The organism is Plantactinospora sp. CNZ320 (assembly GCF_002846275.1).
The window spans coordinates 4,414,001-4,439,111 of the sequence record NZ_PJMP01000001.1; the positions used below are offsets into that span (position 1 = coordinate 4,414,001).

A 25,111-nucleotide genomic window follows, 5' to 3' on the forward strand; every position below is an offset into this window, starting at 1 on the left:
CGATGTCGGAGGAGGAGGAGCCGCGGATCGAGCCGCTCGACCCGCCGATGGTCCCGTTCGCCGTTGCCGGGATCGTGGTCTGGGCGGTCGTCGGGCTGGTGTTGCTGGTCTTCTTCCGGGACTGGCTGGCCGACACCGGCCGGGAACACTGGCTCTGGACCTGCCTGGCCGGCTTCCTCGCGGGCTTCGCCGGGCTGGCCGTGATGCTCCGGCACGACGCCAACCGCCGTCGCCGCACCGGCCGCTGAGAGCATCGCCGACCACGGCCTGGCGGAGCGTGGTCGCGCCCGCCGGAGAACAGAACTGCCTCAGCCGTGCCCGTACGGCTCCGGGGGCTCGGCGGCCTCGACCGAGCCGGGTGCCCGGCTGACCGCGATCGCCTCGACCTCGCTGTCGTCGTAGATTGTCGGCAGCTCGTCGACAGGCGTCTCGGGCGACTCGACAAGCGTCTCGGAGTGCGCCCCACAGCCGTGGTCGGCACTCACCGCCCGGCCGTCGTCGGGGGCGAAGAAGTTTCCGCAGACCCCGAAGGACTGGCGCAGCGCGCCGGCCAGTGGGAGGTAGAAGCCGCAGGTACCGCAGCGGGCGGCCCGGGGTGCGGCGACCGCGATCGGCGCGCTCGGCCCGTGATCCCCGTCATACCACCGCTGGGCGGTCTCCATCCGGCCCTCCCGGGACATCACCCGGGGGCGCCCGAGGCCGAGCTCCCAGGCCGTCTCCTCCACCGCCGGATCGTCGGAGAGCAGGTAGCCGGGGACGAGTCGCTCGTCGTCAGGTGAAGTGAAAAGCAGGTCACCGACGCCGAGGTCACCCGGCTGGAGCCGCTCCTGCCAGGGCAGCCAGCTCGGCGCGAGCAGCGCGTCCGGCCCGGGGAGCAGGAAGGTCTCGCAGATGGTGACGTGCCGGCTGCGCGGCACCCGGGTCACCGTCACCGCCCACTGCCAGCCCTGGTAACCGGCCATCCGGCACTCGAAGAGATGCGTCACGAGTCGGTCGCCCTCGGCGACCGCTCCCTGGTGGTCGCCGACATCGGCCGGGTCGACCTCGGTGATGCCCTCTCGCGCCACGTCGACGGCGCTGGCGCAGACCTGGTCGAGGCGGGCGGCTCTGGCCGTGGTGCTCCTGGTCACTCACCCATTCTTGCCTATCCTTGACGGCGGGTCGGCGGCACTCCCCGGCACTTTTCTCCGCAGAGATATCTCGGCACAGATCAGACGGTCGTCGACCGGATGGGCGAGGATGGTGCTCATGCCGCTGTTCACCCGCTCTGGGCGGTCGGTACCCGGGCGTGTCGTCGGTACGGCGATCCGGGGCGTCCGGCTGCTCTTCCGGGGTTCGCTCGGCAGCGCACGCTGGACGACCCGCCGGGTTGCCCGGGTACGCGCGAAGGGCGCCGGTGGCGAGACCGGGATGGTCCGGCTCTTCGACCTGCACGCCGCCTCGTGTGCCGGCGACACGTTGATCACGATCGGGCTGGCGGGGACGATCTTCTTCAACGCCCCGCTCGGCGAGGCACGGAGCAAGGTCGCGCTCTACCTGTTGATCACAATGGTGCCGTTCGCGCTGCTCGCACCGGTGGTCGGGCCACTGCTCGACCACTTCCGGCACGGGCGCCGCTACGCCCTGGCCGCCACCATGCTGGGTCGGGCGTTCCTGGCCTGGCTGATCTCGGACTACATCCACGGCTTCGGCCTCTACCCGGCCGCCTTCGGCGTACTGGCGCTCTCCCGGGCGTACGGGGTGGCCCGGTCGGCGGCGGTGCCCCGGCTGCTGCCGGCGGGGCTCGGCCTCTCCCAGGCCGGCGCCCGGGCCAGCGTGTACGGCTCGATCGCCGGTGGCCTGGTCGTACCGATCGGGGTGGCCGCGTTCTGGTTCGGCCCGCAGTGGCCGCTCCGGGTCGCCTCGGTGATCTTCCTGGTCGGCATGGTGATCGCGTTGCGCCTGCCACCCCGGGCCGACGCCGACCCGCCGGAGACGGTGCCGAGGGCCTTCCAAGCGCTGCGCCCCGGGCGGAACGGGCGGGAACGGGCGCTCAGCCGCAGCGGCCCGGGCGGCCGGTTGGTGATCAGTGCCCTGGTCGGTAGCGCCACCCTGCGCGCCCTCTACGGCTTCCTACTGCTCTTCCTCGCCTTCGCGATCAAGGCCGGCGACCTGGAGACCGAACTCTTCGGTCGCCAGTACGGCGCGGAGGTCGCGCTCGGGGCGGTCGGCGGCGCCCTCGGCATCGGCACGTTCCTGGCCACCGCCCTCGGCACCCGGCTGCGCATCCACCGTCCCGTCGCGCTCCAGGCCGCCGGTCTGGTGGTGGTGACCGGGGTCGGGGTGCTGGCCACGCTCCGCTTCTCCCTGCTGCTGGTCGCCCTGCTCTGCCTGGTCACCGCCGTGACCAGCGGCATAGCGAAGCTGGCCGTCGACGCCTCCATCCAGGAACGGGTCCCCGAGCGGCTCCGGGCGACCGGGTTCGCGCACTCCGAGACGGTGTTGATGCTGGCGTTCGTGGCCGGCGGCGGGCTCGGGCTCGTACCGCTGGACGGCCGGATCGGGGTGGGCCTGCTCACCGGCCTCGCCGCCGCCGGTACCGTCTGGGCGTTCGTCGTCGCCACCCGGCTGCACGGCGAGCGACTCTCCGGCCGGGCGATGCCCGAGGAGGATCCGCCCGTGGCCACCGACACCGAGGCGGTCCGCCCCGCTCCCGGACAGCCGGGCAGGCCCACGGCGGACGTGGAACCTCCCGACGACCAGCGCCACACCGACGGACCGGCCGACGGCGCGGCGGCGCGCAGCGACGAGGACGCGGAGCTGGCCCCGCCGGGTTACCACATCTACCGCCCCTCCTCCTCGGCCGTGCCCGGCGACGAGGCTCGGGGGAAGTAGTGCACGACGGCATGCTCGTGGTCACGGCCGTCGCCGCCGAGGCCGAGGCGGTACGGGCCGGCCTGGTCGACGACGCGGTCGACGTCGCGGCGGTCGGGGTTGGTCCGGCAGCGGCCGCCGCCGGCACCGCCCGGCTGATCGCGCTGGCCGAGGCGGCCGGACGGCCGTACCGGGGAGTCCTCAGCACCGGCATCGGCGGCGGCTTCCCCGGTCGGGCCCCGGTCGGCGGGGTCGTGATCGGGACCCGCAGCGTCGCAGCTGACCTCGGCGCCGAGTCGCCGGACGGTTTCCTCACCCTCGACGAGCTGGGCTTCGGCACCACCACCCTGCCCGCCGACCCGGCGCTGCTGGACGTGCTCCGGGCCGGGCTGCCGCACGCGGTCACCGGAGCGGTCCTCACCCTCAGCACGGTGACGGGCACCGCCGCGACCACCGCCGCCCTGCTGGTCCGGCACCCGGACGCGGTGGCCGAGGCGATGGAGGGGTACGGAGTGGCCAGCGCCGCCGTCGCCGCTGGGCTTCCCTTCGCCGAGCTGCGAGCGATCTCCAATCCGATCGGCCCCCGGGACCGCTCCGCCTGGCGGATCGGTGACGCCTTCGCGGCCCTGACCGCCGCCTTCGCCACGGTCGGCCCGAAGCTCTGACCCGACCCCCGACCCCCGACCCCCGGCTCCCGGCCGGGGCCCGGGCCGTGCCCGTCAGTCGGGGCGGTGCAGGGTCAGCCGGATCGGCCGGCTCGGCTCGGGCCGGAACCCGCAGCGGACCCCGCCCCGGAGGTGACCCAGGCAACCGGGCAGTGGGTGCCAGGGGGCGACGGCAGCGGTCGGACTAGCGTGAACCCGTGGCGCTCTCCCTGGCGATCTCGCCCTGCCCCAACGACACATTCGTGTTCCACGCCCTGGTGCACGGGCTGGTGCCCGGCGCCCCGGCGATCGACGTCACCTACGCCGACGTGGACGTCACCAACACCGCCGCCGAACGTGGGGCGTACGACCTGGTCAAGGTGAGCTACGCGGCGCTGCCGTGGCTGCTCGACGACTACCACCTGCTGCCCTGCGGCGGGGCGTTGGGCCGGGGCTGCGGTCCGCTGGTGCTGACCCGGGGCGAGCGGGCCGGCGCCGCCGACCTGACCGGGGCGACCGTGGCGGTGCCCGGTGACCGGACCACGGCGTACCTGCTGTTCCGGCTCTGGTCGGCGCGGCGGCCACCGGCGCGGATCGAGGTCGTCCCGTTCCACGAGATCATGCCGGGGGTGGCGGCCGGCCGGTACGACGCCGGACTCGTCATCCACGAGGCCCGGTTCACCTACCCCCGGTACGGCCTGACCGCGCTGGTCGACCTCGGGCAGTGGTGGGAGGCCGACACCGGGCTGCCGATCCCGCTCGGCGCGATCCTGGCTCGCCGGGGTGCGGTGGACCCGGCCGAGGCGACCGGCTGGATCCGCGAGTCGGTACGCCGGGCCTGGGCCGACCCGGCCGGCACCGAGGAGTACGTGCTCGCGCACGCCCAGGAGATGGAGCGCGACGTGGTCGACCGGCACATCGCGCTCTACGTCAACGACTTCACCGCCGAGCTGGGCGCCGAGGGCCAGGCCGCGGTCGACGCCCTGCTCGGCCGGGCGACGGCGGCCGGGTTGACCCCTCAGATCTCCAGTTCGCGGGCGACCGCGTGGACGAGCTGAGCCACCGTCTGCGCGGTCTTGCGGTCGGGGAACCGGCCGCGACGCAGGTCCGGCTGGACCTTCGCCTCCAGCACCTTGATCATGTCTTCGACCAGGCCGTGCAGCTCCTCCGCCGGCCGGCGGCGAAGCTCCGCCATGGACGGTGGCGCGTCCAGCAGCTTCACCCCGAGCGCCTGCGCGCCCCGGCGGCTGTCCACGACGCCGAACTCGACCCGCTGGCCGCCCTTCAGGTCGGTGACACCAGCCGGCAGCGCGCCCTTCGGCAGGAACACGTCGCCACCCTCGTCACTGGTGACGAACCCGTATCCCTTGGCCGCGTCGTACCACTTCACTCGACCCGTCGGCACCTGTAAACCTCGACTCCCTGATGAGATTGCTGTCTTTCACAAGGCTAGCCGCATCAGCCGCCGAAGCGCCTGTGGGAATCCGGTAAGGTCCGCGACCACCAGATCGGCACCGGCCGCCCGCAGCTCGTCGGCGTCGTGCGAGCCGGTGGTCACCCCCAGTCCCGGGATGCCGGCGGTCCGCGCCGCGACCATGTCGGCGACGTGGTCACCGACGTAGAGTTCCGCGCCGTGCGTGGTCAGCGCGGTCGCCTTCTCCTCAGCGAAGAGTTCGCCGACCAGCTCGTCGACCTCCATGCCGAGGTGCTCCAGATGCCGCCGGGCCAGCGGGCCGTACTTGCCGGTGACCACCACCACCCGCAGACCGGCGGCCCGGGTCTCGGCCAGCGCCTCGACCGCGCCGGGCAGCGGCGGGGACAACGTGATGGCGTACTCCGCGTAGAGCGCGCGGTACGTCTCGATCGCCTCGTCCAGCCGCTCTGGCGGGAACCAGTTCTGCATCTCGGTACGCAGCAGCGGGCCGAGGCGGGAGATGACGACCTCGACGTCGACGTACACCCCGGTCGCGGCGGTGAGCGCCCGGTAGGCGGCGGCGATGCCGGGCCGGGTGTCGAGCAGGGTCAGGTCGAGATCGAACCCGACTGCCGCAGTGGTCACGCCGCCATGATCGCACGCTCGGCGGGCAGCGCCGCGCTGCCGCTCGGGCGTCCGACGCTGCCGCTCGGGCGTCCGACGCGCACGACGGGCGCCCGGCCGGATAGCGTGGAAAGACGATGACCACACTCGCCGACCATCTGCGGGCGTTGCCCGACGAGGCGCTGGCCGCCCTGTTCCGGCTGCGTCCGGACCTCGTCGTGCCGGTACCGGCCGATCTGTCCGCCCTGGCGGTCCGTGCCCAGTCCCGGGTCTCGGTGGCCCGGGCGCTGGACGGGCTCGACGAGTTCACCCTGCGGATCCTGGACGCGGCCCGGCTCACCCGTGACGCGGATCATGGCGAGACGTCGACGGAGCAGATCCTCACCCTGGCCGCCGGGGCGGGCCGCCGGCCGGACCGGGCCGCCGTCCGGTCGGCCGTCGACCGGCTCCGGGCGCTCTTCCTGCTGTACGGGCCGGAGGAGTCGCTGGTGGTCGTGCCGGGTGTGGACGAGGTCAGCTCGCCGTACCCGGCGGGGCTCGGCCGGCCGGCGGCGGAGCTGGACGCGGAGGCGGCCGCGCTGGTCGCGGACCCGGCCCGGCTGCGCCGTACCCTGCTCGCCGCACCGCCACCGGCCCGGGCGATCCTGGACCGGCTCGCCGCCGGCCCGCCGATCGGTACGCTGCCGGCCGCCGTACCGTCCGATGCCTCGTCCCCGGTCTCCTGGCTCGTGGAAAACCGCCTGCTGGTGCCGGTGACCGAGCCGAGCGGCCCGGCCGGCAAGCCGACAGCGGTCGAACTGCCCCGGGAGGTCGGCCTGCTGCTGCGCCGCGACTCCGGCCCGCTCGGCCCGCTCCGGCCGATCTCGCCGACCGTGTCGGGCGCGGCCCGGGAGCCGAAGGCCGCCGACTCCGCCGGGGCCGGTCAGGCGATGGAGGCGGTACGACACACCGAGGCGCTGCTCGAACAGCTCGCCGCCGACCCCGCCCCGGTACTCCGCTCCGGTGGACTCGGGGTACGCGACCTGCGCCGGTTGGCCCGGGCCACCGGGCTCGACGAGCCGACCGCCGCGCTGCTGCTGGAGGTGACGTACGCGGCAGGACTCCTCGGCGAACTGGACCTGCCCGGTGCCGTCACCGCCCGCAACGGCGCTGACCAGCAGATGCTGCCGTCCGCCGGTTACGAGGGCTGGCGGGACGCCTCACTGGCACACCGCTGGGAGCACCTGGCCCGGGCCTGGCTCACCATGACCCGGCAGGTGGGGTTGATCGGCCAGCGCGACGACCGGGACCGGCCGATCACCGTGCTCTCGGCCGAGGCGGAACGGGCCGGGGTGCCGGGGGTACGCCGCGCCGTCCTCGCCGTGCTCGCCGACCTCGAACCGGGTGCCGCGCCGAGCGTCGACGAGGTGGTGGACCTGCTCGCCTGGCGCTCGCCCCGGCGCAGCCTGGGCCGGGAGGCCGGGCAGCGGGAGGTACTCGCCGAGGCGGCACTGCTCGGCGTCACCGGGCTCGGCGCGCTCACCACGTACGGCCGGCTGCTGCTGGCGCAGTGGACCGCCGGGGAGACCCGACCCGGTGAGCCCGGTGACGATCCGCTCGGCGTACGGCCGGACGCGAACGGTGCGGCCGGGGGCGGTTCCGCCGCGGTCCGGGCCCTGGACGCGCTGCTGCCGGCACCTGTCGACCACTTCCTGGTGCAGGCCGACCTGACAGTGGTGGTGCCGGGGCCACCCGAGCCGACCGTCGCCGCCGAACTCGCCACGGTGGCCGAACACGAGTCGGCCGGCGGAGCCAGCGTGCACCGGGTCACCGGGGCGAGTGTGCGCCGGGCGCTGGATGCCGGGTACGCCGCCGACGACCTGCACGCGCTCTTCAGGCGCCGGTCCCGCACCCCGGTACCGCAGGGGTTGACGTACCTGATCGACGACGTGGCCCGCAAGCACGGCGGGCTGCGGGTCGGCTCCGCCGGGGCGTACCTGCGCAGTGACGACGAGGCGCTGCTGACCGAGGTACTCGCCGACCGCCGGCTCGCCCCGATGTCGCTGCGCCGGCTGGCGCCGACCGTGCTCACCACCCCGCACCTGGTGGGGCGGCTGCTCAGCGCGCTGCGCGAGGCCGGGTACGCCCCGGTCTCCGAGGATGCGAGCGGGGCGACGGTGCTGACCCGGCCGAAGGTGCGCCGGGCGCCGGCCCGGGGTTCGGTCGCCAACCGGGTCGCCGATCCGCTGGCCACCCCGAGGCTGACCACGCCGAGGCTGGTCGGCATCGTGGAGCAGATCCGCCGGGGTGACGCCGCCGCCCGGGCGGCCCGCCGGGCGCCGAGCACGGTCCGGGGCGCCGGCCGGCCGGGCGGGACCGGTCCGGGGATGCCGACCGCGCACGCACACACCCAGGCGCTGGCCGTACTCCAGCAGGCGGTCCGGGACAAGGCGTTGGTCTGGGTCGGCTACGTCGACGCGCACGGCGCGACCGCGTCCCGGCTGGTCCGGCCGGTCTCGATCGGCGCCGGTTATCTGCGGGCCGAGGACGAGCGCACCGAGATGCTGCACACCTTCGCGCTGCACCGGATCACGGCCGCGGTGCTGGACGAGTGAGGCGGCTCAGTCCCGGCGGTGCTGCCGGACCGAGCCGACCACGGAGACGATCAGCAACAGGGTGAACGCGGCGCCGAGCCCCTCGCCGAGCGAGTTGACGAAGCCCTGCTGCTGCACCAGCCAGCCGAAGAGGACCCAGCAGGCCAGCAGCACCGCCACGGTCGCGTACGCGACGACGGTGGCCCGGGAGACGGGCGCCGGGACGGGTGCGGGACCGGTGGGGGGATCCGTCTCGGACCTCACCTCGCCGTCGACCGTCATCTGCGAACCTCCCGCCACGGGCGTCTGCTCGACAGAGTCCAGACTCGCACCTGCCGTGCCGATATGACAGGTTCAGCGACCGAAGTCGCGTCAGGTCCCCGGCCGGCGGCCCAGCACGTGCACCCGGGTGCCCACCTTGCCGAGCTGCCACATCCGCCGGGCGTCGACCGGCAGCAGATTGACGCAGCCGTGCGAGCCGATCGCCTTGTTGTGCAGGTAGGTGGTCGTCTCGTGGAAGCCGATCCCGCCGACGAAGCGCTGCCAGTACGGCAGCCACACCTCGTACGGGTCTGACCACTCCTTCGTGTTGCGGAAGTTGATTTTGTAGGTGCCGGCCGGCGTGGCGTACCCGGACATGCCGGTGCGGGTGACGGTGGGCGCCATCACCACCTTGCCGGCGCGCATCGCCCAGACGGTCTGCTGGGTCAGGTCGACGCAGAAGGTGGTCCCGCTGCCGGCCTTGCACCTGCCGGTGTCGGTCCGGGCCAGCCGTCGGGCCACGTCGGCGGTGGTCGGTCCGGCCCTGCCCTCGGCCGGCCGGATGTCGTAGCGGCGCTGGAACTTCTTGATGGCGGCGCAGTCGGCGGCCGACTGCCGGCCGTCGACGGTGACGGTGCCGAATCCGCCCAGCCGGGCGAGGTAGCCCTCGACCTCGCGCTGCCGCTCCCCCTGCGGGCAGCCGGCCGGCGGTTTCGGCGAACCGGTCCGGGCCGGCTTCTTCGTCGGCTTCCTGGTCGGCGGTGCCTTCGTCGTCGGTGCGGGACGGCGCGGGGTGGTACGCGGGCTCGGGCTGGTTGCTACCTGGTCCGGCGCGGGCGGCGCGCTCGCCCCCGCTGCGTCCTCCGCCCCGACCGGCGCGAGCCCCCCGGCTGCTCCCGACTGGTCCGACTGCGGATCAAACGCGCACGCACCGGCGCCGAACAGGGTGACCGCCACTAGAGTGATCAGACCGGTGCCGAATCGCGTCAGTACCATCTGCCCTCCCAGAAGCCGTCGACAGAAAGACGCACGTGAGTGCCGCTTCGGTTGCGCCAGGTGAAGAATTTTTCCGGTTCGTTATCCATCGTGCAAGACTGGAGGGTCGGCGCGGAAGGCGCCCGACCTGGGACGGAAGGGCCTGAGCGTGAGCGGCGGACCACTGATCGTGCAGTCGGACAAGACCCTGCTGCTGGAGGTCGACCACCCTGACGCGCTCGCCTGCCGGATGGCGATCGCGCCCTTCGCCGAGCTGGAGCGCTCGCCTGAGCACGTGCACACCTACCGGCTCACCCCGCTGGGCCTGTGGAACGCCCGGGCGGCCGGGCACGACGCCGAGGGTGTGGTCGACGCGCTGCTGCGGTTCTCCCGCTATCCGGTGCCGCACGCGCTGCTGGTCGACGTCGCCGAGACCATGGACCGGTACGGCCGGCTGCAACTGACCGCGCATCCGACGCACGGCCTGGTGCTGCGGGCGGTGGACCGGATGGTCCTGATCGAGGTCGCCAAGAGCAAGAAGCTCGCCGGCATGCTCGGCGGGAAGGTCGACGATGACACGATGATCGTGCACCCGTCCGAGCGGGGCCGACTGAAGCAGGCGCTGCTCAAGCTCGGCTGGCCGGCCGAGGACCTGGCCGGCTACGTCGACGGCGAGGCGCACCCGATCGAGCTGGCCACCGAGGGCACCGACGGGCGGCCCGGCTGGGAGCTGCGGTCGTACCAGCGGGAGGCGGTGCAGACCTTCTGGGCCGGCGGGTCGGGTGTGGTGGTGCTGCCCTGCGGGGCCGGCAAGACCCTGGTCGGGGCCGCCGCGATGGCCGAGGCGAAGGCGACCACGCTGATCCTGGTCACCAACACCGTCGCCGGGCGGCAGTGGAAGCGGGAACTGATCGCCCGCACCTCGCTGACCGAGGAGGAGATCGGGGAATACTCCGGCGAGCGCAAGGAGATCCGCCCGGTCACCATCGCGACGTACCAGGTGCTCACCGCGCGGCGCGGCGGCGCCTTCACCCACCTGGACCTCTTCGGCGCCCGGGACTGGGGCCTGGTGATCTACGACGAGGTGCACCTGCTGCCCGCGCCGATCTTCCGGTTCACCGCCGACCTCCAGGCCCGCCGCCGGCTCGGCCTGACCGCCACCCTGGTCCGGGAGGACGGCCGGGAGGGCGACGTCTTCTCGCTGATCGGCCCGAAGCGGTACGACGCGCCGTGGAAGGACATCGAGGCACAGGGCTGGATCGCCCCGGCGGACTGCACCGAGGTACGCGTCACGCTCACCGACGCCGAGCGGATGGCGTACGCGGTCGCCGAGCCGGAGGAGCGCTACCGGGTGGCGGCGACCGCCCGGACCAAGCTGCCGGTGGTGAAGGCCCTGGTCGAGCGGCACTCGACCGACCAGGTACTGGTGATCGGCGGCTACATCGACCAACTGCACGAGCTGGGCGAGACGCTGGACGCGCCGATCGTGCAGGGCTCGACCACAAACAAGGAGCGGGAGCGCCTCTTCGACGCCTTCCGGGCCGGCGAGATCTCCACCCTGGTCATCTCCAAGGTCGGCAACTTCTCCATCGACCTGCCGGAGGCGGCGGTGGCGATCCAGGTCTCCGGCACCTTCGGGTCCCGCCAGGAGGAGGCGCAGCGGCTCGGCCGGGTACTCCGGCCGAAGGCGGACCGCCGGCAGGCGCACTTCTACACGGTGGTCTCCCGGGACACCATCGACACCGAGTACGCCGCACACCGGCAGCGCTTCCTCGCCGAGCAGGGGTACGCGTACACGATCGTCGACGCCGACGACGTGCTCGGCCCCCCGCTGCCCAGCGTGGAGTGAGCCTGTCTCCCGGCCCGGCGTGGGGTCAGATCCCGTCCCAGAAGGTCAACCGGTGCGCGGTGGTCCGGTCGAACCGGCCCACCCGGCCGAGGTCCAGGCCCTGGACGTACGGGTGGTGTCGCCATGCCGGTAGTCCGGGGCCGTTGGGGTCACCCGTGGTGGCGAACCGTGCCCAGTAGTCGACCATCAGGCGGCCGAGCTGACGCTGCTTGGCGGTGAGCGGGGCAGACTCCCAGGACGGGTCGAACAGGAACGGCAGCTCCGAGCCGTGCGAAGCCAGGGGGTCCACCTCGTCGTCGGGGAACGGGAACAGTTGCGGTGCCGTCCGGTCGAGGAACTCGTAGGAGTAGACCGGAACGTACCGGGCCAGCAGCCGATCGGTGTCCCGCGCCGCCCGCGCGAAGTCGAGGTCGCTGATGATGGCAGCCGTGGTCTGGGCAGGCACCTCGCCGGGCGGATAGGCGGCCAGGACGGCCGGTGCCCGTTCCCCGAAGATCTGGGCGACCCCGTCGACGTACTGCGCAGCGGTGAGCTTCGGAAAGATCATCGCGGCGAACATGGTGCCCTCGTCCCGGGTGATGCCGGACAGAATCGGCACCTGGTGGAAGCGCCCCTCGGCGAAGACCGTCGCCGGGTCCTCGGGCAACACGGCGTTGCCGTATCCAGGCAGGGGCAGTACGGGCTGCGCGAGGAGTTCCGAGACGGACCTACCCCGGAGACAGGCGACATCCGGGCAGGAGAGCTGGCCGGCGATCATCTGCCCGTGCCCCTCGTGCGCCGCCGCAGGGACCCAGGGTGCACCCAGGATCGTCGGCGGGTCGTTCTGGACCCAACACGGTGAGCTCTGGGTGATGGCACGGTGGAACAGGCCGGCCGCGCCCGGGGAGGCGAGTTGGGCGCATACCGAGTGCGAGCCCGCCGACTCGCCGGCGAGCGTGACGTTGCCCGGATCACCGCCGAACGCTGCCGCGTTGCGCCGCACCCACCGCAGCGCCGCCTGCTGGTCCTCCACCCCGAACGCGCCACCATTGGACAGCCCCGGGTGGCCGAAGAAGCCGAAGATCCCCAGCCGGTAGTTGACGGTCACCACGACGACGTCACCACGCGTGGCGAGGCGGGTAGCGTCGTAGTCGCTGCCGGCCCCCTTGGTCAGGCTGCCGCCGTGCAGCCAGACCAGCACCGGTTTGGGGCGGCGGGGGGAGGCATCGCGCGGCGCGGTCACGTTGAGGAAGAGGCAATCCTCGCTGTCGCTTGCCGGCAGGCCCCAACTGTCAGCCGTCTGGGCGCACCGAGGGCCGGGCCGGGTCGCGTCCCGGACGCCGGTCCAGGGCGGGGCGGGCTGCGGCGAGCGCCAGCGCAGCTCGCCGACGGGGGCGGCGGCATAGGGAATGCCCTGGAAGAGGCGGTGGTCACCACGTACCGTGCCAGCTATCCAGCCTGTGTCGGTACGCACCTTGCCGGGCGCGGCGGGCGCGGCGGGTTTGGATGCTGCGGGCGCCGGCAGCGCCAGGAGCGCGCAGACGGTCGCAATGGTCGTCAGGAATCGCACTTGGCCACGATGTCATCGGAGCGCCGCGGCCGGGATGAGGCTTCCTGCCCGATGGAGGTGTAGTTACCTCCACCTCCCAGGCGAATGGCCGCCACACCTGCTCTGCGACAGACGGGCGTGTGCAACTATCCGTAGCTGGTGGCGGCGATGATCCCCGCGAACAGGGGCGACACGACGCTCGCCAGCGCCGAGCGGCGGAGAACCCGTGAAGTTTTTTCTGGCATACGTCGATTCCGGGGCGCGTCGTTCGTAGCACAGACGAGAGGCGACCGGACGAGGCCGCCGGGACAAGGGAATCATGGGATGACGAAGTACTTGATCTCGTTCAACGATGGCGCGATGGACCACATCCCCGCCGAGGAGATGCCCGCCGTGGGCAAGGCATCGCACGCGGTGATCCAAGAGGCCGTCAACGCCGGCGTGTGGGTGTTCGGCGCCGGACTCGAACGCCAGCGGGCGAGCGTCGTGGCCACGGACGGGGCGGTCACCGACGGCCCTTACCCGGAGACCAAGGAGGTCATTGGTGGGTTCGTGGTCGTCGACGTGGCCGCACACGAGGAGGCGCTGACCTGGGCTGCCAAGTTCGCCGGCGCTTGCCGCTGCCCGCAGGAGGTCCGGGAACTCCTGCCGGACCCCGAGACAGCCGCGATGCTCCGCCAGGCTGACGGTCGAGGGTGAACCCCGACGACGTCTGATCGAGGGAGACTCGCCACCTTCAAGCAGGACCTGCGTCGCCACGGTAGACGACGGGGGTGTCGCATCGGCCCGCACCAGGGCGCGATGCGGTGCTCCCGGGGATCGGGCTGGGGCGAAGCCGGGACAGTTCTCAGAACCGATCGGGATGGCAGCCGGCACAGGTGGCCGACATCAAACAGTGCCAGGGGTGCGCGGCTTCAGGCGGCCTCGCGGGCCAGTTGGACGAAGGCGCGCCAGGCGGCCGGACCGAAGGTGAGCGCCGGCCCCTGCCGGTCCTTGCTGTCCCGGACCAGCACCCGACCGGGCAGGTTGTCGGCGACCTCCACGCAGGTGCCGGTGGCGTTGCTGCGGCTGGAGGTCCGCCAGCGCGGTTCATTTGTGATCATCGAGCATCCTCAGAATCAAGTCTCGGGACTGGACCACGGGTAGTGCCAGCGCATCGATCTCTTCCCATGCTAGTTCCAGGTGCCCCAGGTCGCCACGGTCGGTCACCGGGTGTCCGATCAACTGGTCGTCCATCTGAGCGACTCGCCGCCCGTCCGGCATGGTAGCGATGTCGAACGGGCCGGAAAGCCCGACGTGAATGCCCTCCCAGTCGGCCGGGATGATGCGGATCTTGACGTGCGGCGTTGCCCGCCCAGCCGTACCCGACGGTGGCGGCGGCGGAGTTGATGACGCTCGCGCAGGCGTCGTTGAACCCGGCAAGGTTCTGCACCGCGCTGCCTGCCGTCTGCAACGCCTGCCAGTCGCCTGCGAGTTCCTCGGCAAGCCACTGCCACGGGTTGGTACCGCAGACCAACTCGGCCGCCCGCCCCAGCCAGTACGACGGGCTGATGTACTGCGGTAGGCCGAGAACGTTCTCGATGGTGTCCGGGATCGGGTCCTGGGCCTTCGGCTCGATCAGGTCGTCCATTGGACTGGCCATGCCGGTCTTCCTCCTCTCCCAGCCCAGCCCGTTCAGTACGTCCGGTCGAACTTCTCGGCCGACGCGACGTCGGTGTTCTGGTAGTGGTCCGCGGCCCGGTCGACCTCCTCGGCGGAGAGGGTCAGTACGCTCGCGAGCTGGCTGTAGGAGAGCGTCAGTGTCCCCCTGATCCTGGCGACGGCGTCGAAGGCCGTCTGGTAGAGCGGGCCCCTGGCACCGCTGATCTCCAGCCAGCGCTCGTTGTACCGCTGCGCTGCCTGGGCATCGTCGACCAGGCCGGCGATCTCGGCGCCGAATTCGCGGATGACGGCAGGCTCCGCCTTGAAGTACGGCACGCTTCCCCCCGGGTATGTCTGCCGGACACGACGCCGTCGAGGGTGGCAGCCGGCGACTTCATTCCGGCTTCACCGGTTCGTGGGCAACTCCGGGCCGCTGCTGAGGAGGTCCACCAGCAGGTCGCCGTACTCCTCGATCCGGTCGAGCACCTCGGCGGCGGGAAACTGGCGGACGGCGCCGGCCTCCCCGTCGGCGGCGGCCTCCACCTCGGCCCAGGTCAGCGGGGTGGAGACCGAGGGCGTCTGCTGGGCCCGCAGCGAGTACGGCGCCACAGTCGTCTTCGCCGCGTTGTTCTGGCTCCAGTCAATGAAGATCTTGCCGGGGCGGAGTCGTTTCGCCATCTGGGCGGTGATCGACTTCGGCGCCTCCCGGGCGAGTTCCTCGGCGACCCGCCGGGCGTAGCCGGAGACCACGTCGGCGGACTGCCGGCCGGAGACCGGGCAGCAGAGCTGCATGCCCTTCTTGCCGGAGGTCTTCGGATAGCTGGCGATGCCGTCGGCGGCGAGACGCTCCCGGATCAGCAGCGCCACCCCGCAGCACTCGACCAGCCCGGCCGGGGCGCCCGGGTCGAGGTCCATCACCATCAGGTCGGGGTTGGCGCCGACCTGCCACTGCGGGGTGTGCAGTTCCAGCGCGGCGAGGTTGGCCAGCCAGACCAGGGTCGGCAGGTCGTCGCAGACGACGTAGTCGAGCATCTCCCGGCCCTTGGTCGAGCCGGGGGCGGGCAGCCGCTCCAGGCGTACCCAGTCCGGGGTACTGGCCGGGGCGTTCTTCTCGAAGAAGAAGTTCCCGTCCACGCCGTTGGGGTAGCGGATCCGGGTCAGCGCCCGGTCCCGCAGGTGTGGCAGGAGCGCGTTCGAGACCCGGGTGTAGTAGTCGATCACCTCACCCTTGGTGAACCCGGACGCCGGATAGAGCACCTTGTCCAGATTGGACAGTTCGAGGCTGCGCCCCTCCACCTCGACCCGTACCCGCTGTTCACGTGCCATCGACGTCCGCCACGGTCTTGTCGGTGCGCAGCCGGCGGATCCGGGGGAACCGCAGCCGGCCGTCCGGCGTGCGCTGGCCGTACTTCACCTCCACCACGATCTGGGGAGTTACCCAGATCGCGCCCCGGGCATCCTCCCTGGGCACCGGGGTCACGAACGGCGAGGTGCCGGTGCGCAGCGGCTCCAGTACGGCCAGCAGCTCCCGCTCGATCGCCGCGCCGATGCCGCCGCCGACCCGACCCCGGTAGACGAGCCCGCCGTCCGGCGCCGGCACCCCGACCAGCAGCCCACCGATCCGGCGTACCCCGGGGCGCCAGCCGCCGACCACGAAGTCGTCGGTGACCTCGAGTTTCACCTTCACCCAGTCCGGCGACCGGACCCCGGCCCGATAGACCGCGTCGATTCGTTTCGAGACCACGCCCTCCAGCCCGTGCTCGCCGGCCGCCTGGTAGGTGGCCCGGCCATCCGGAAAGACCGGCGGCACCGCCCAGCGCGGCCCGGCCAGGTCGAGCGCCTCCAGCGCCTCCCGGCGGCGCTGGTACGGCCACCCGGTCAGGTCGGTCCCGTCCCGACGCAGCAGGTCGAAGATCATGTACGTCACCGGCAGGCTCGCCGCCAGCCGGGCGGCCCGGGCCGGTTCCCGCACGTGCATCCGCTCGGCGAGCGCGGTGAACGACGGCTGCCCCTGCTCGGTCAGCACCACCACCTCGCCGTCCAGCACCGCGTCGGCCAGCCCCCGCTGCGCGAGCTGGGCGCCGAGCGGGGCGAGTTCCGGATAGGCGGCGGTGATCTGCACCCCGGAACGGGCGTAGAGCCGCAGCTCACCACAGGTGAAGTCGCAGACCGCCCGCACCCCGTCCCACTTGAACTCATGCACCCAGCCGGGGCCTGCGGGCAGCTCCCCGGTGACCGCGAGCATCGGCTTGACCGGGGTGCCGGGCACGAACCTCACTCTAGGTCCACGCCGAAACACTCGCGCCCGGTTCGATCCGGTGCGATCCTGGATCGAACGGGTCGTCACCCACCGGCAAACGGTGGGGATACCCGCTGCTCGGGGGCACTTTCACTCGACGGGGTGAATATCCGCCCGGAGAGGGGAAGGTACGAGATCATGCGGGCTATCTGGCGCGGAGCGGTCTCGTTCGGACTGGTCTCCATCGGGGTACGGGTCTACTCGGCGACCGAGGAGAAGGACATCCGGTTCCACCAGGTGCACCGGACCGACGGCGGGCGGATCAAGTACAAGCGGGTCTGCTCGATCGACGGCGAGGAGGTCAGCTACGACGACATCGCCAAGGGGTACGACATCGGCGGCGGCGAGATGGTCATCCTCACCGACGAGGACTTCGCCGAGCTGCCGCTGAGCACCTCGCACGCGATCGACGTACTGGAGTTCGTCCCGGCCGAGCAGGTCGACCCGATCCTCTACAACAAGGCGTACTTCCTGGAGCCGGACGGCGCGGCCGCCAAGCCGTACGTGCTGCTCCGGGACGCGCTCACCGACTCGGAGCGGGTGGCGATCGTCAAGGTGGCGCTGCGGCAGCGGGAGCAGCTCGCCACCCTGCGGGTCCGGGAGGGCGTGCTGCTGCTCAACACCATGCTCTGGCCGGACGAGATCCGCCGCCCCGACTTCGGCTTCCTGGACGAGGACATCAAGGTGCGCCCGCCGGAGCTGGCGATGGCGAGTTCGCTCATCGACTCGATGGCCGGCGAGTTCGAGCCGGACGTCTTCACCGACGACTACCGGGCCGCCCTCCAGGAGGTCATCGACGCCAAGGTCGAGGGCCGGGAGGTGGTGCAGCCGGAGGAGGTCGAGGAGGCACCGGCGGCGGCGGTCGACCTGATGGCGGCGCTGCGGGCGTCGGTGGACCGGGCCCGCGCCGCCCGGGGCGAGGAGCCGGCCGGGGCCGGCGCCGGCCAGCCCACCCCGATCTCGTCGGCCAAGTCCGCGAAGGCGGCTGCGGCGAAGAAGGCGACAGGCGCGAAGAAGGCGGCCAGCAAGACGGCGGAGAAGTCCACCGGGGCGAAGAAGGCCGCCGGGGCCAAGAAGACGGCGTCGAAGTCGGGTACGGCCAAGAAGGCCGCGACCAAGAAGGCCGCCCCGAAGAAGGCTCCCCGCAAGTCCGCCTGACCGCCCTGCCCGCCCCGCCTCAGTAGGCCGGCGGTACGCCGAACGGGTACGCCACCGGCGGGGCGTCGGCGTTGTGCGTGGCGCAGTACCCGGCCCGGGGGGCGGGGCCGGTGAACGGCGGTAGGTAGCTGGTGAGCGTGGCGATTCCGGTGGCGATCGCCACCGCGCTGGACTCGATGTCCAGCTCGACGAGGGTCCGGGCCAACGGGGTACGGGCGTTCGCCAGCCGGACGGCGTTGCGCCAGGCCTGCTCCCGCCAACTGACCAGCAGCCCGAGCGCGGTACTGGTCGGGATGCCGGTGTCGAAACCGTCCCGGTCGAGCCGGGCGATCAGTTCGGCCAGCAGCGGGTCCATCACCTCGGCGAGGATCTCGTTGACCCTGTCGTGGTCGGGTTTCCGGCTGCTGCCGTCCGGCGCGGTCAGCCCGACCCGTTCGAGCACGTACGGCAGGTCCCGGTTGATGTGCGCGTTCATTCCGAGCAGCAGGTCACCGGCGCCGTTGAGCCGGCGGGACCGGGCCGCGTCCAGGGCGGTAAGCCAGGCGCCCGGTACGGCGGAGCGCCGCCCGGCGGCCCAGTCGTCGTACGCCCGGTAGTAGTACTCGGCGAAGAGCGCGCCCTCCCGGTTGACCCAGGCGTTGTCGGCGAAGTACCCGTCCTGGTCCCGTCCCCACTTGAAGCCCTGGGTGGTCCGCAGATAGGCGAGGGTGAAGGTGGCGTGGTGGTCGCAGGAGCGCCCGAGCGCGGCGAACCGTTCCCGGAGTCGGGCGATCGTGTCGTCCACACAGCCCGCCCCGCCGTCCGGGCAGGTCTCCGGGACGACGACCCGCGCCACCGTCCCGCCCGGTCCGGTCGGTGCCGGTGCGGCGGCGACCGGACCGGCGAGCGGGAGCACTCCGGTCACGCCCAGCGTGGCCACCAACAGCGCCCTGACCGCCCGTCGTCCCATGTCCGCCCCCTCAGAGTGATGATCAGCGTCGATGCCAGCCATCATTCCTAATCTGAGTGGCGAGTCAGGAACATTGGTCCGATACCCGACTCGGCCCTCCCGACCCGCTCGCCGGCTCGGGCAGGTCGCGCCGGCCTGGGAAGGCACCGGTCGCCCGCCGCCGAAGCGGATGGACCGGCTGCTCAGACGTAGAGCGCGTCGTCACCGGGGGACGCACCTCGCACCCGGTCGGCGAACCCCGCGTAGAAGAACGGCAGGTTGTCGGCCGGGTCCCCGGACAGACGTCCCCTGGTCTTGTCCCAGCTCAGCATCGCTATCCGGAACGTCGGCTCACCGACCACCAGGACCGGCGCGTCACGGTCCGGGTGCCACAGGTACCGGCCGCCGAACTGCCTGCGGCCGACCTCCAGGACGTAGCAGCCGAACTGCCGGGCGACGTTGTCGACCTCGTCCGGCGACATGTCCCCGGCGAACTCGGACGCCTCGGCGAGCAGTTCCTCCACCGTGCCGAGGCTGCTCTCGGAATAGTCGAGTCCGCCGCCGGCCCGGCCCCGCGTCACCTCGACCAGACCGGCCGCGGCGCGCTGCACTTCCGCACTGAGATCATCAACCACGGAGACAGTATGCGGCCGGCCGCGTCCGGCGCCGAGTCAGCTGGCGCACCGCTCGCGGGTGGGAGCGGAGGTAGGTCGGCCGGTGGCGGCCGGCTGGGGCAGGATGGAGCCCGTGGCTGATGCGGTGATCTTCGACCTTGACGGCGTACTCGTGGACTCCGAGCCGGTCTGGGAGCGGGTCCGACGGCGCTACGTCGACGCCTCCGGCGGCCGGTGGCAGCCCGACACCCAGCGCCGGCTGATGGGGATGAACACCGGCGAATGGACCCGCTACCTCGGCGAACTGGGCGTACCGGGTGGCCCCGAGAAGATCGCCACCGACGTGATCGACGCGATGGCCCGGGAGTACCAGCGCAGCCTGCCGGTGATCGACGGCGCGCCCGAGGTGGTCCGCCGGCTCGCCCGGCGCTGGCCGCTCGGACTGGCCAGCTCGTCCCCGCGCCAGCTGATCGACGTGGCGCTGGCGGCCATGGGGCTGACCGAGGAGTTCCGGGTGACGCTCTCCACCGAGGAGGTGCCCCGGGGCAAGCCGGCCCCGGACGCCTACCTGGCGGTCGCGCAGCGCCTCGGCGTGCCGGCCGGTCGCTGCGTCGCGGTCGAGGACTCCAGCAACGGGGTACGCTCGGCCGCCGCCGCCGGCATGCGGGTGGTGGCGGTCCCGCACGGGTCGTACCCGCTCGACCCGGACGCCGAACAGCTCGCCACGATGGTGCTGTCACACGTCGCCGACCTCACCGAGGAGACGGTGCCGGCGGCCCGGTCGCCCAGGATCCAGGAGATCTCCTGGGGCCGGATGACCGTGCAGGGGCTCGGCGAGGGCAAGGACTTCAAGCTCCATCCCGGCGGCGGCCGGCCCTGGGACTGGACCGAGACCGGCACCCGGCACGAGCCCGGGATCCAGCCGGCCGACGTCGAGGAACTGCTCGACAACGGGGCCACCCGGGTGGTGCTCTCCGAGGGTTTCGACGGGCGGCTCAAGGTCGACCCGGCGACGCTGCGGTACCTCCAGGAACGGGCGGTCGAGGTGCAGGTGGCCCGGACCGAGGAGGCCGTCGAGCTCTACAACGCCCTCGCCGCCGACGGGGAACCGGTCGGCGGGCTCTTCCACTCCACCTGCTGACCCGCAACCGTCAGGGCGTCGTCCCGGGCCCGCGCCCGGCTGATGGCGGCCTCGTTGGCCACCGCCCACTCGCCGAGCGCGATCACCAGCGGCAGCAGCGAGTGCCCCAGGCCGGTGAGGGCGTACTCGACCCGGCCGGCGACCGCCACCGGGCCGGTACGGCTGACGAGTCCGTCGCGCACCAGTCCGCGCAGCGTACGGGTCAACATCCGACGGCTGAGCCCGACGACGGCCCGGTCCAGCTCGTTGAAGCCGTAGCTGCGCCGGCTGAGCAGCGACAGCACCAGCACGCTCCACTTGTCACCGACCCGGTGCAGCACGTCCGGTGCCGAGCAGGCCGCCCGGTCCGCCTCGGTGACCGGCACCCGGATGTCGACCACCGGGTTCGGCGGTGGATCCGGGGCCGACGCGTCGGCCAGGGCCTCGTCAGGGGACATCAATGTGCCTTCTTTCACCCGTCCGTCAGCAAGCCGAGGATCAAGGTTATCGGCGACGGGAACAGGAGACGACGGATGAGGACAGTGCTGATCACCGGAGGTACCCGGGGCATCGGGGCCGGGCTGGCCCGGCAGCTCCTCGAAGGTGGGGCCCGGGTGGTGGCGATCGGCAGTGCCGAAGGATCCGGCGCGGCGCTGCGGGCCGAGGCGGCCCGACGGGGGTACGCCGACCGGCTCGCCGTGCACGGGGTCGACCTGGCCTCGATGGCCGCGACGACCGCGCTCGCCGAGGAACTGCGGGCCCGGTACGAGGTGATCGACGCGCTGGTGCTCTGCGCCGGCCGCTACCCCCGGGGGCGTGCCGAGACCGTGGAGGGCTTCGAGCGGACCTTCGCGCTGTACGTACTCAGCCGATTCCTGCTGCCGGAGCTGCTGCTCGAGCCACTCGGCCGGGCGGACCGGCCGGTGATCCTGAACCTCTGCGGCACCGGTGGCATCCGGGCGGGTCGGATCCACTGGGACGACCTGCAACTGCGACACCGGTACGGCGCCTTCCGGGCCACCATGCAGGGCGCCCGGGCCAACGACCTGCTCGGGGTCTCCTTCGCGGCCCGGCACGGCGCCAGCGGAATCCGGTACGTGCTCTACAACCCGCTCTTCGTCGACACCGGGATGCCCGACGCGTTCCGGCAGCCGGCCCGGACCCTGGTCCGGGTGCTGGCCCGGCTCTTCGCCAGGCGGGTGGAGCAGGCCACCCCGGCACTGCTGGATCTGCTGGCCGACCCGCCCGACCGACCGCTCTCGGCCTTCCGCCGGGACACGCCGGTCGACCTGACCCGCCCCGAGTTCGATCCGGAGACCGCCGCTCGTCTGCACCGTGTTCTCGCCGGGTTGACCTCGGCACCGGCCGCCTGACGGTCCCGCGAACCGCTGTCGGTTTTCCGACCGCGCCGGCCCGGCGGCCGGGGCCGGCCCGGGGTGGCGGTCACCTCCGCCGGGGTACCCGGGGCGGCTCCCCAGCCGGGCGGAACAGCGTCTGACATCGAGGTTTCTGCGGCGTACGCCCGGGTGCGCCGGGAGTGTTCCGCGCCTGTGCTGCGACCAGGGAAAACCCGAGACATTTCCGCGTACTACTCCGTTGCGTATCGGGTCTGTTGCTCTGGGTGATTGTCTGTGTAACCTGCCCGAGGAGCAGGCCCTAGTTCGAGGAGGTCGCTGGAGGGCGAACCGTGAGGCGGATGAACCGGCCCCGCCCGGCACCGCCCGTACCGCAACGGAACTGACCGGCACCGCCGCCGGACCGTCGGGGAGCGCCGGCAGGTCCACCGGACATGTGACAACCCCCAACGATCAGCGAGAACGGTCAACGGTATGTCAACTTTTCGATCGACGCTCCGCCGTGCCTTTCACCAGTCCGGTGCGCACCACGTCCGCCGGGCCGCCCACCGGATCGCCCTGCGCACCCGGGACGGGGCGTTCCGCAACGAGATCGGCGTGGTGCTGCACGCCGACCACACCGACGTCAGGGGCACCGAACTCGCCGTCTACAAGGGAAACCTCGACCGGAAGGCGGTCGCGGCCTGGCGGCGCCTGGTCTCCGAGATCCGGCCCACCGTGGCCGTCGACGTCGGCGCCAACTATGGCGAGGTGGCCTTCTCGACCTGCTACTACGGCCTCCGCGAGCTGCATCTGGTCGAGCCGAACCCGGCCGTCCTGCCCTGGCTGCGCAAGACGATCGCGGCGGCCACCGGTGACTACCCGGGCACCGTACTGCACGCCGGTGCCGCCAGCGACCGGTCCGGCACCGCCCGGCTCTACCTGCACGAGCACACCGGCGTCGCGTCACTGCGGGTGCGCAACGACCGGGGCGTCGAGGTGGAGTGCTTCCGGCTGGACGAGCGGATCAGGCTCGGCGACGACGACTCGCTGCTGTTCAAGATCGACGTGGAGGGTCACGAGCGGGCCGCCCTGGAGGGGATGGCCAGGCTGTTCCACCGCCGCCACGTCGCCGGCATCTGCGAGATCCTGCACGCCGACGACGACCTGCTGAAATACCTCTGCGCCAACTTCTCGGTCGCCCTCCAGCAGGGCGGCCGGGAGCAGTCGGTGGACGAGTCGCAACTGCGCGACACCGTCGCCCGGGCCCGGGAGACCGGCTGGGGCGACCTCAGCAAGGACGTGGTGCTCCGATCGGACTGACCGGCCGGCCGGCGGCGCGGAGACGGTGCGGAAAGCAGCCGCCCCGGCACTCGCCCGACAGCTACGGTGCGCAGACGAACTGCGGATCGGCCCAGACCCCGACCGCGCCACCGGACGGACTGCTGGTCACCAGGTCGACGAAGCTGGCACTGGCGATCGCCACGTCGATCTGCTCGGCACTGTCCGCCCGGCTGCGCACGCCCGACTCGAAGACGGTCACGTCGTCAGCGCGTACCGCGAAGGCGACCTCGACGTCATCGGCGCCGACGTCGATCACGGCCCTGAGCCGCTCGCAGCCGACGGGGGGCTGCACCCGGACCCGGCTCGGCGCGGCGGTCAGCACCGCACGCGGATAGACCTGGCCGTGCACGGTGACGGAGCCGGGGCTCGCGCCGGTGGCCGGGGTCGGCGACGGCCGCTCCGAATCGCCGTCCAGCAGCATGGGCAGGTCGGAGAGGTGGTAGGTGACCTCGGCCGGGGACGGCTGGGCCTGGGTGCGGGTGGTCACCCCGGGCCAGAGGTTGAGCGCCATCACGCCCATCCCGACGGCCAGCACCGCCACGGTGCCGGCCATCGCCCGGTGCCAGCGCCGCGCCCCCGGCGCCGGCACCACCGAAGTGGTCCCGACGGGTGCCCTTCCGCGCCGGTTCGGGCTGACCCGGGCCGGCATCAGCGACGGGCGGCGACGGGCGGCCAGATCCTCGATCCAGCCGAACAGCGCCACCGCCACCGCCACCAGCAGCCAGACGGCGGCCAGCCGGACCGTGACGGTCTGCACCCAGCCGGAGACGGCCAGCGGGGCGATCAGCGCCCCGGCCAGTACGCCGAGCGGCAGGTGCCACAGATAGATGGTGACCGCACGGGCGTTCAACAGCTCCACGAGGCGGTCCAGCAGGCGGATCCGGCCCAGCCAGTCGAGTCGGGGCCGGAACCGGAGCACGGTGGCGACGAACGCCATCGACCACAGGGTGTTGCCGCCCGCGACCCGGTTCAGGTCGTAGTTGCCTGTCGACCAGCCGACCGCGAGCACCCAGCCCGCCCCGGTCACCGCGAGCAGCCCGACGGCGATCGCGTACCGCCGGGCCGGGATCCGGCGCAGCAGCCCGTCGTGGTGCGCGAAGCCGAGCAGCCAGCAGGCCAGGTACGTGCTGACGTTGAGCGCCTGCTCGTTGAAGTACCCGCCGACGTTGACGATGTCGAACCGGAAGGCGATCGGCAGTGCCACGGCCAGCGCCAGGCTCTGCCACGGCCAGCGGCGGAACAGGGCGAGCAGCACCGGCGAGAGCAGCACCAGCCAGAGGTAGGTGACGATGTACCAGAGCACCACGTTGTAGGCCCAGGCCCACGACTGGTCGCCGACCGGCGGGGTACGGGCGGGGAAGATCCACCAGACCAGTTCGCCCCAGCCGAGTGCGGCGGTCGGCGCCGTACGCCAGCCGGTGACCAGCAGCAGCGTCAGCGTCACCGCCCCGAAGCCCCAGAGCGGGGGCAGCAACCGGCGCAACCGTCGCCCGACCGCGCCCGAGCCGGTACGGTCCAGCGAGCCGGCCATCAGCGAACCGGCGAGCGCGAACATCAGCCCCATCGCCGGGAAGAGCACGGTGAGCCAGATCCAGCCCAGCACGTGATAGGTCACCACCCGGACCAGCGCGGCTGCCCGCCACAGGTCCAGATACCGGTCCCGGCCCCCCGACGAGCCCCCGGCAGCCCGGCCCTCGGCCGGCCCGGCCGACGGTGCGACCGCAGCCGCCACCGCAGGCTCGGCTGAGGTTCGCATCGGCGTCTCCACGTCTCCGGTCGGCCCCGCCCGACGGTCAGGGCGGCTCGTACGTCGCTGGCGCGGGCGCCCCGGAATGCCTCCGTCGACTCCGCGTCAACGCCGCCCGCCCGGCTGCCGCCTCCGGCCGAACCCGCCCGGCAGGCCGGCGCCCTTTGACAGACGGACCCTTGCCCAACAGTCCTACCCGACAAAC

General features: G+C 72.5%; 26 protein-coding genes and 1 pseudogene. 12 read left to right on the plus strand and 15 right to left on the minus strand.

Annotation, left to right across the window (positions count from 1 at the left end):
• Positions 1 to 2 precede the first annotated feature (2 nt).
• The gene (locus CLT71_RS19565) at positions 3 to 248 is read left to right on the plus strand and encodes a DUF2530 domain-containing protein (RefSeq protein ID WP_101368379.1); all 246 of its coding nucleotides are present in this window, start codon (positions 3 to 5) and stop codon (positions 246 to 248) included.
• Between the two features lie 60 nt (positions 249 to 308).
• Here CLT71_RS19565 and CLT71_RS19570 read toward each other — a convergent pair whose 3' ends face one another.
• Positions 309 to 1,130 carry a DUF3027 domain-containing protein gene (locus tag CLT71_RS19570; protein WP_101368380.1) on the minus strand — a complete coding sequence of 274 codons (822 nt, stop codon included), beginning with the start codon at positions 1,128 to 1,130 and terminating at the stop codon, positions 309 to 311.
• Between the two features lie 118 nt (positions 1,131 to 1,248).
• Between CLT71_RS19570 and CLT71_RS19575 the strand changes: the two genes are divergently transcribed.
• The 3 genes from CLT71_RS19575 (at position 1,249) to CLT71_RS19585 (ending at position 4,555) form a co-directional block, all read left to right on the plus strand.
• Positions 1,249 to 2,874, plus strand: coding sequence for an MFS transporter (locus CLT71_RS19575; RefSeq protein ID WP_101371603.1), 1,626 nt, complete (start codon positions 1,249 to 1,251; stop codon positions 2,872 to 2,874).
• A gap of 11 nt (positions 2,875 to 2,885) precedes the next feature.
• Positions 2,886 to 3,518 (plus strand): futalosine hydrolase, encoded by a 633-nt coding sequence (locus tag CLT71_RS19580; protein WP_101371604.1) that lies wholly within the window; start codon positions 2,886 to 2,888, stop codon positions 3,516 to 3,518.
• A gap of 197 nt (positions 3,519 to 3,715) precedes the next feature.
• Positions 3,716 to 4,555: a 1,4-dihydroxy-6-naphtoate synthase gene (locus CLT71_RS19585; RefSeq protein ID WP_101368381.1), complete on the plus strand. Its 840-nt coding sequence runs from the start codon at positions 3,716 to 3,718 to the stop codon at positions 4,553 to 4,555.
• Here CLT71_RS19585 and CLT71_RS19590 read toward each other — a convergent pair.
• Complete coding sequence (locus tag CLT71_RS19590; protein ID WP_101368382.1) at positions 4,516 to 4,902, minus strand: cold-shock protein; 387 nt, start codon at positions 4,900 to 4,902, stop codon at positions 4,516 to 4,518. The two genes, CLT71_RS19585 and CLT71_RS19590, sit on opposite strands and share 40 nt — an antisense overlap.
• Before the next feature lie 36 nt (positions 4,903 to 4,938).
• The gene (locus CLT71_RS19595; protein ID WP_486483352.1) at positions 4,939 to 5,556 is read right to left on the minus strand and encodes an HAD family hydrolase; all 618 of its coding nucleotides are present in this window, start codon (positions 5,554 to 5,556) and stop codon (positions 4,939 to 4,941) included.
• Positions 5,557 to 5,672: 116 nt separating this feature from the next.
• On the opposite strand from CLT71_RS19595, the gene CLT71_RS19600 reads away from it, so the two are divergent.
• Complete coding sequence (locus tag CLT71_RS19600; RefSeq protein WP_101368383.1) at positions 5,673 to 8,129, plus strand: helicase-associated domain-containing protein; 2,457 nt, start codon at positions 5,673 to 5,675, stop codon at positions 8,127 to 8,129.
• A gap of 6 nt (positions 8,130 to 8,135) precedes the next feature.
• Here CLT71_RS19600 and CLT71_RS19605 read toward each other — a convergent pair whose 3' ends face one another.
• Together CLT71_RS19605 and CLT71_RS19610 are read right to left on the minus strand one after the other, a co-directional pair.
• Positions 8,136 to 8,390: a hypothetical protein gene (locus CLT71_RS19605; protein ID WP_101368384.1), complete on the minus strand. Its 255-nt coding sequence runs from the start codon at positions 8,388 to 8,390 to the stop codon at positions 8,136 to 8,138.
• Positions 8,391 to 8,480: 90 nt separating this feature from the next.
• Positions 8,481 to 9,365 (minus strand): L,D-transpeptidase family protein, encoded by an 885-nt coding sequence (locus CLT71_RS19610; protein ID WP_101368385.1) that lies wholly within the window; start codon positions 9,363 to 9,365, stop codon positions 8,481 to 8,483.
• Positions 9,366 to 9,513: 148 nt separating this feature from the next.
• Here CLT71_RS19610 and CLT71_RS19615 point away from each other — a divergent pair, with 148 nt between their 5' ends.
• Complete coding sequence (locus CLT71_RS19615) at positions 9,514 to 11,193, plus strand: DNA repair helicase XPB (RefSeq protein WP_101368386.1); 1,680 nt, start codon at positions 9,514 to 9,516, stop codon at positions 11,191 to 11,193.
• Between the two features lie 25 nt (positions 11,194 to 11,218).
• Here CLT71_RS19615 and CLT71_RS19620 read toward each other — a convergent pair whose 3' ends face one another.
• On the minus strand, positions 11,219 to 12,742 hold the full coding sequence (locus tag CLT71_RS19620) for a carboxylesterase family protein (RefSeq protein ID WP_101368387.1): 1,524 nt from the start codon (positions 12,740 to 12,742) through the stop codon (positions 11,219 to 11,221).
• Between the two features lie 303 nt (positions 12,743 to 13,045).
• Between CLT71_RS19620 and CLT71_RS19625 the strand changes: the two genes are divergently transcribed.
• Positions 13,046 to 13,420 carry a YciI family protein gene (locus CLT71_RS19625; RefSeq protein WP_101368388.1) on the plus strand — a complete coding sequence of 125 codons (375 nt, stop codon included), beginning with the start codon at positions 13,046 to 13,048 and terminating at the stop codon, positions 13,418 to 13,420.
• A 215-nt stretch (positions 13,421 to 13,635) separates the two neighbouring features.
• Here the strand turns inward: CLT71_RS19625 and CLT71_RS19630 are convergent, their stop codons facing one another.
• From CLT71_RS19630 to ligD (CLT71_RS19645), 5 genes are all read right to left on the minus strand, one after another.
• Complete coding sequence (locus CLT71_RS19630) at positions 13,636 to 13,824, minus strand: DUF397 domain-containing protein (RefSeq protein WP_101368389.1); 189 nt, start codon at positions 13,822 to 13,824, stop codon at positions 13,636 to 13,638.
• Positions 13,811 to 14,206: a Scr1 family TA system antitoxin-like transcriptional regulator gene (locus CLT71_RS38120; protein ID WP_486483353.1), complete on the minus strand. Its 396-nt coding sequence runs from the start codon at positions 14,204 to 14,206 to the stop codon at positions 13,811 to 13,813. Before CLT71_RS38120 ends, CLT71_RS19630 begins: the two co-directional genes overlap by 14 nt.
• A 189-nt stretch (positions 14,207 to 14,395) precedes the next feature.
• Positions 14,396 to 14,698 carry a type VII secretion target gene (locus CLT71_RS19635; protein WP_101368390.1) on the minus strand — a complete coding sequence of 101 codons (303 nt, stop codon included), beginning with the start codon at positions 14,696 to 14,698 and terminating at the stop codon, positions 14,396 to 14,398.
• 69 nt (positions 14,699 to 14,767) lie between these two features.
• Positions 14,768 to 15,688: a non-homologous end-joining DNA ligase gene (gene ligD / locus CLT71_RS19640; RefSeq protein WP_101368391.1), complete on the minus strand. Its 921-nt coding sequence runs from the start codon at positions 15,686 to 15,688 to the stop codon at positions 14,768 to 14,770.
• Complete coding sequence (gene ligD / locus CLT71_RS19645; RefSeq protein WP_101371606.1) at positions 15,678 to 16,631, minus strand: non-homologous end-joining DNA ligase; 954 nt, start codon at positions 16,629 to 16,631, stop codon at positions 15,678 to 15,680. Before ligD (CLT71_RS19645) ends, ligD (CLT71_RS19640) begins: the two co-directional genes overlap by 11 nt.
• Before the next feature lie 168 nt (positions 16,632 to 16,799).
• Between ligD (CLT71_RS19645) and ku the strand changes: the two genes are divergently transcribed.
• A complete protein-coding gene (ku, locus tag CLT71_RS19650) occupies positions 16,800 to 17,819 on the plus strand; it encodes a non-homologous end joining protein Ku (protein ID WP_101368392.1) in 1,020 nt (339 codons plus the stop codon).
• A gap of 19 nt (positions 17,820 to 17,838) precedes the next feature.
• On the opposite strand, the gene CLT71_RS19655 is transcribed toward ku, so the two are convergent.
• Together CLT71_RS19655 and CLT71_RS19660 are read right to left on the minus strand one after the other, a co-directional pair.
• On the minus strand, positions 17,839 to 18,768 hold the full coding sequence (locus tag CLT71_RS19655; RefSeq protein ID WP_101368393.1) for a DUF5995 family protein: 930 nt from the start codon (positions 18,766 to 18,768) through the stop codon (positions 17,839 to 17,841).
• 182 nt (positions 18,769 to 18,950) lie between these two features.
• The gene (locus tag CLT71_RS19660) at positions 18,951 to 19,382 is read right to left on the minus strand and encodes a hypothetical protein (protein ID WP_143743512.1); all 432 of its coding nucleotides are present in this window, start codon (positions 19,380 to 19,382) and stop codon (positions 18,951 to 18,953) included.
• A 112-nt stretch (positions 19,383 to 19,494) separates the two neighbouring features.
• Here CLT71_RS19660 and CLT71_RS37510 point away from each other — a divergent pair.
• Both CLT71_RS37510 and CLT71_RS38125 read left to right on the plus strand, forming a co-directional pair.
• Positions 19,495 to 20,151, plus strand: a pseudogene (locus CLT71_RS37510) (HAD family hydrolase); the annotation flags it as partial.
• A 24-nt stretch (positions 20,152 to 20,175) separates the two neighbouring features.
• Positions 20,176 to 20,502: an Mth938-like domain-containing protein gene (locus CLT71_RS38125; protein ID WP_486483698.1), complete on the plus strand. Its 327-nt coding sequence runs from the start codon at positions 20,176 to 20,178 to the stop codon at positions 20,500 to 20,502.
• Here CLT71_RS38125 and CLT71_RS19670 read toward each other — a convergent pair.
• Positions 20,442 to 20,939, minus strand: a complete 498-nt coding sequence (locus tag CLT71_RS19670; protein WP_101368395.1) for a winged helix-turn-helix transcriptional regulator — start codon at positions 20,937 to 20,939, stop codon at positions 20,442 to 20,444. The two genes, CLT71_RS38125 and CLT71_RS19670, sit on opposite strands and share 61 nt — an antisense overlap.
• 75 nt (positions 20,940 to 21,014) lie before the next feature.
• On the opposite strand from CLT71_RS19670, the gene CLT71_RS19675 reads away from it, so the two are divergent.
• Entirely contained in the window at positions 21,015 to 21,854 is an 840-nt protein-coding gene (locus CLT71_RS19675; RefSeq protein WP_101368396.1) for an SDR family NAD(P)-dependent oxidoreductase, read from the plus strand.
• A 456-nt stretch (positions 21,855 to 22,310) separates the two neighbouring features.
• Positions 22,311 to 23,138: an FkbM family methyltransferase gene (locus CLT71_RS19680; RefSeq protein ID WP_101368397.1), complete on the plus strand. Its 828-nt coding sequence runs from the start codon at positions 22,311 to 22,313 to the stop codon at positions 23,136 to 23,138.
• A 61-nt stretch (positions 23,139 to 23,199) separates the two neighbouring features.
• On the opposite strand, the gene CLT71_RS19685 is transcribed toward CLT71_RS19680, so the two are convergent.
• Entirely contained in the window at positions 23,200 to 24,915 is a 1,716-nt protein-coding gene (locus tag CLT71_RS19685; RefSeq protein WP_143743513.1) for an acyltransferase family protein, read from the minus strand.
• Positions 24,916 to 25,111 lie beyond the last annotated feature (196 nt).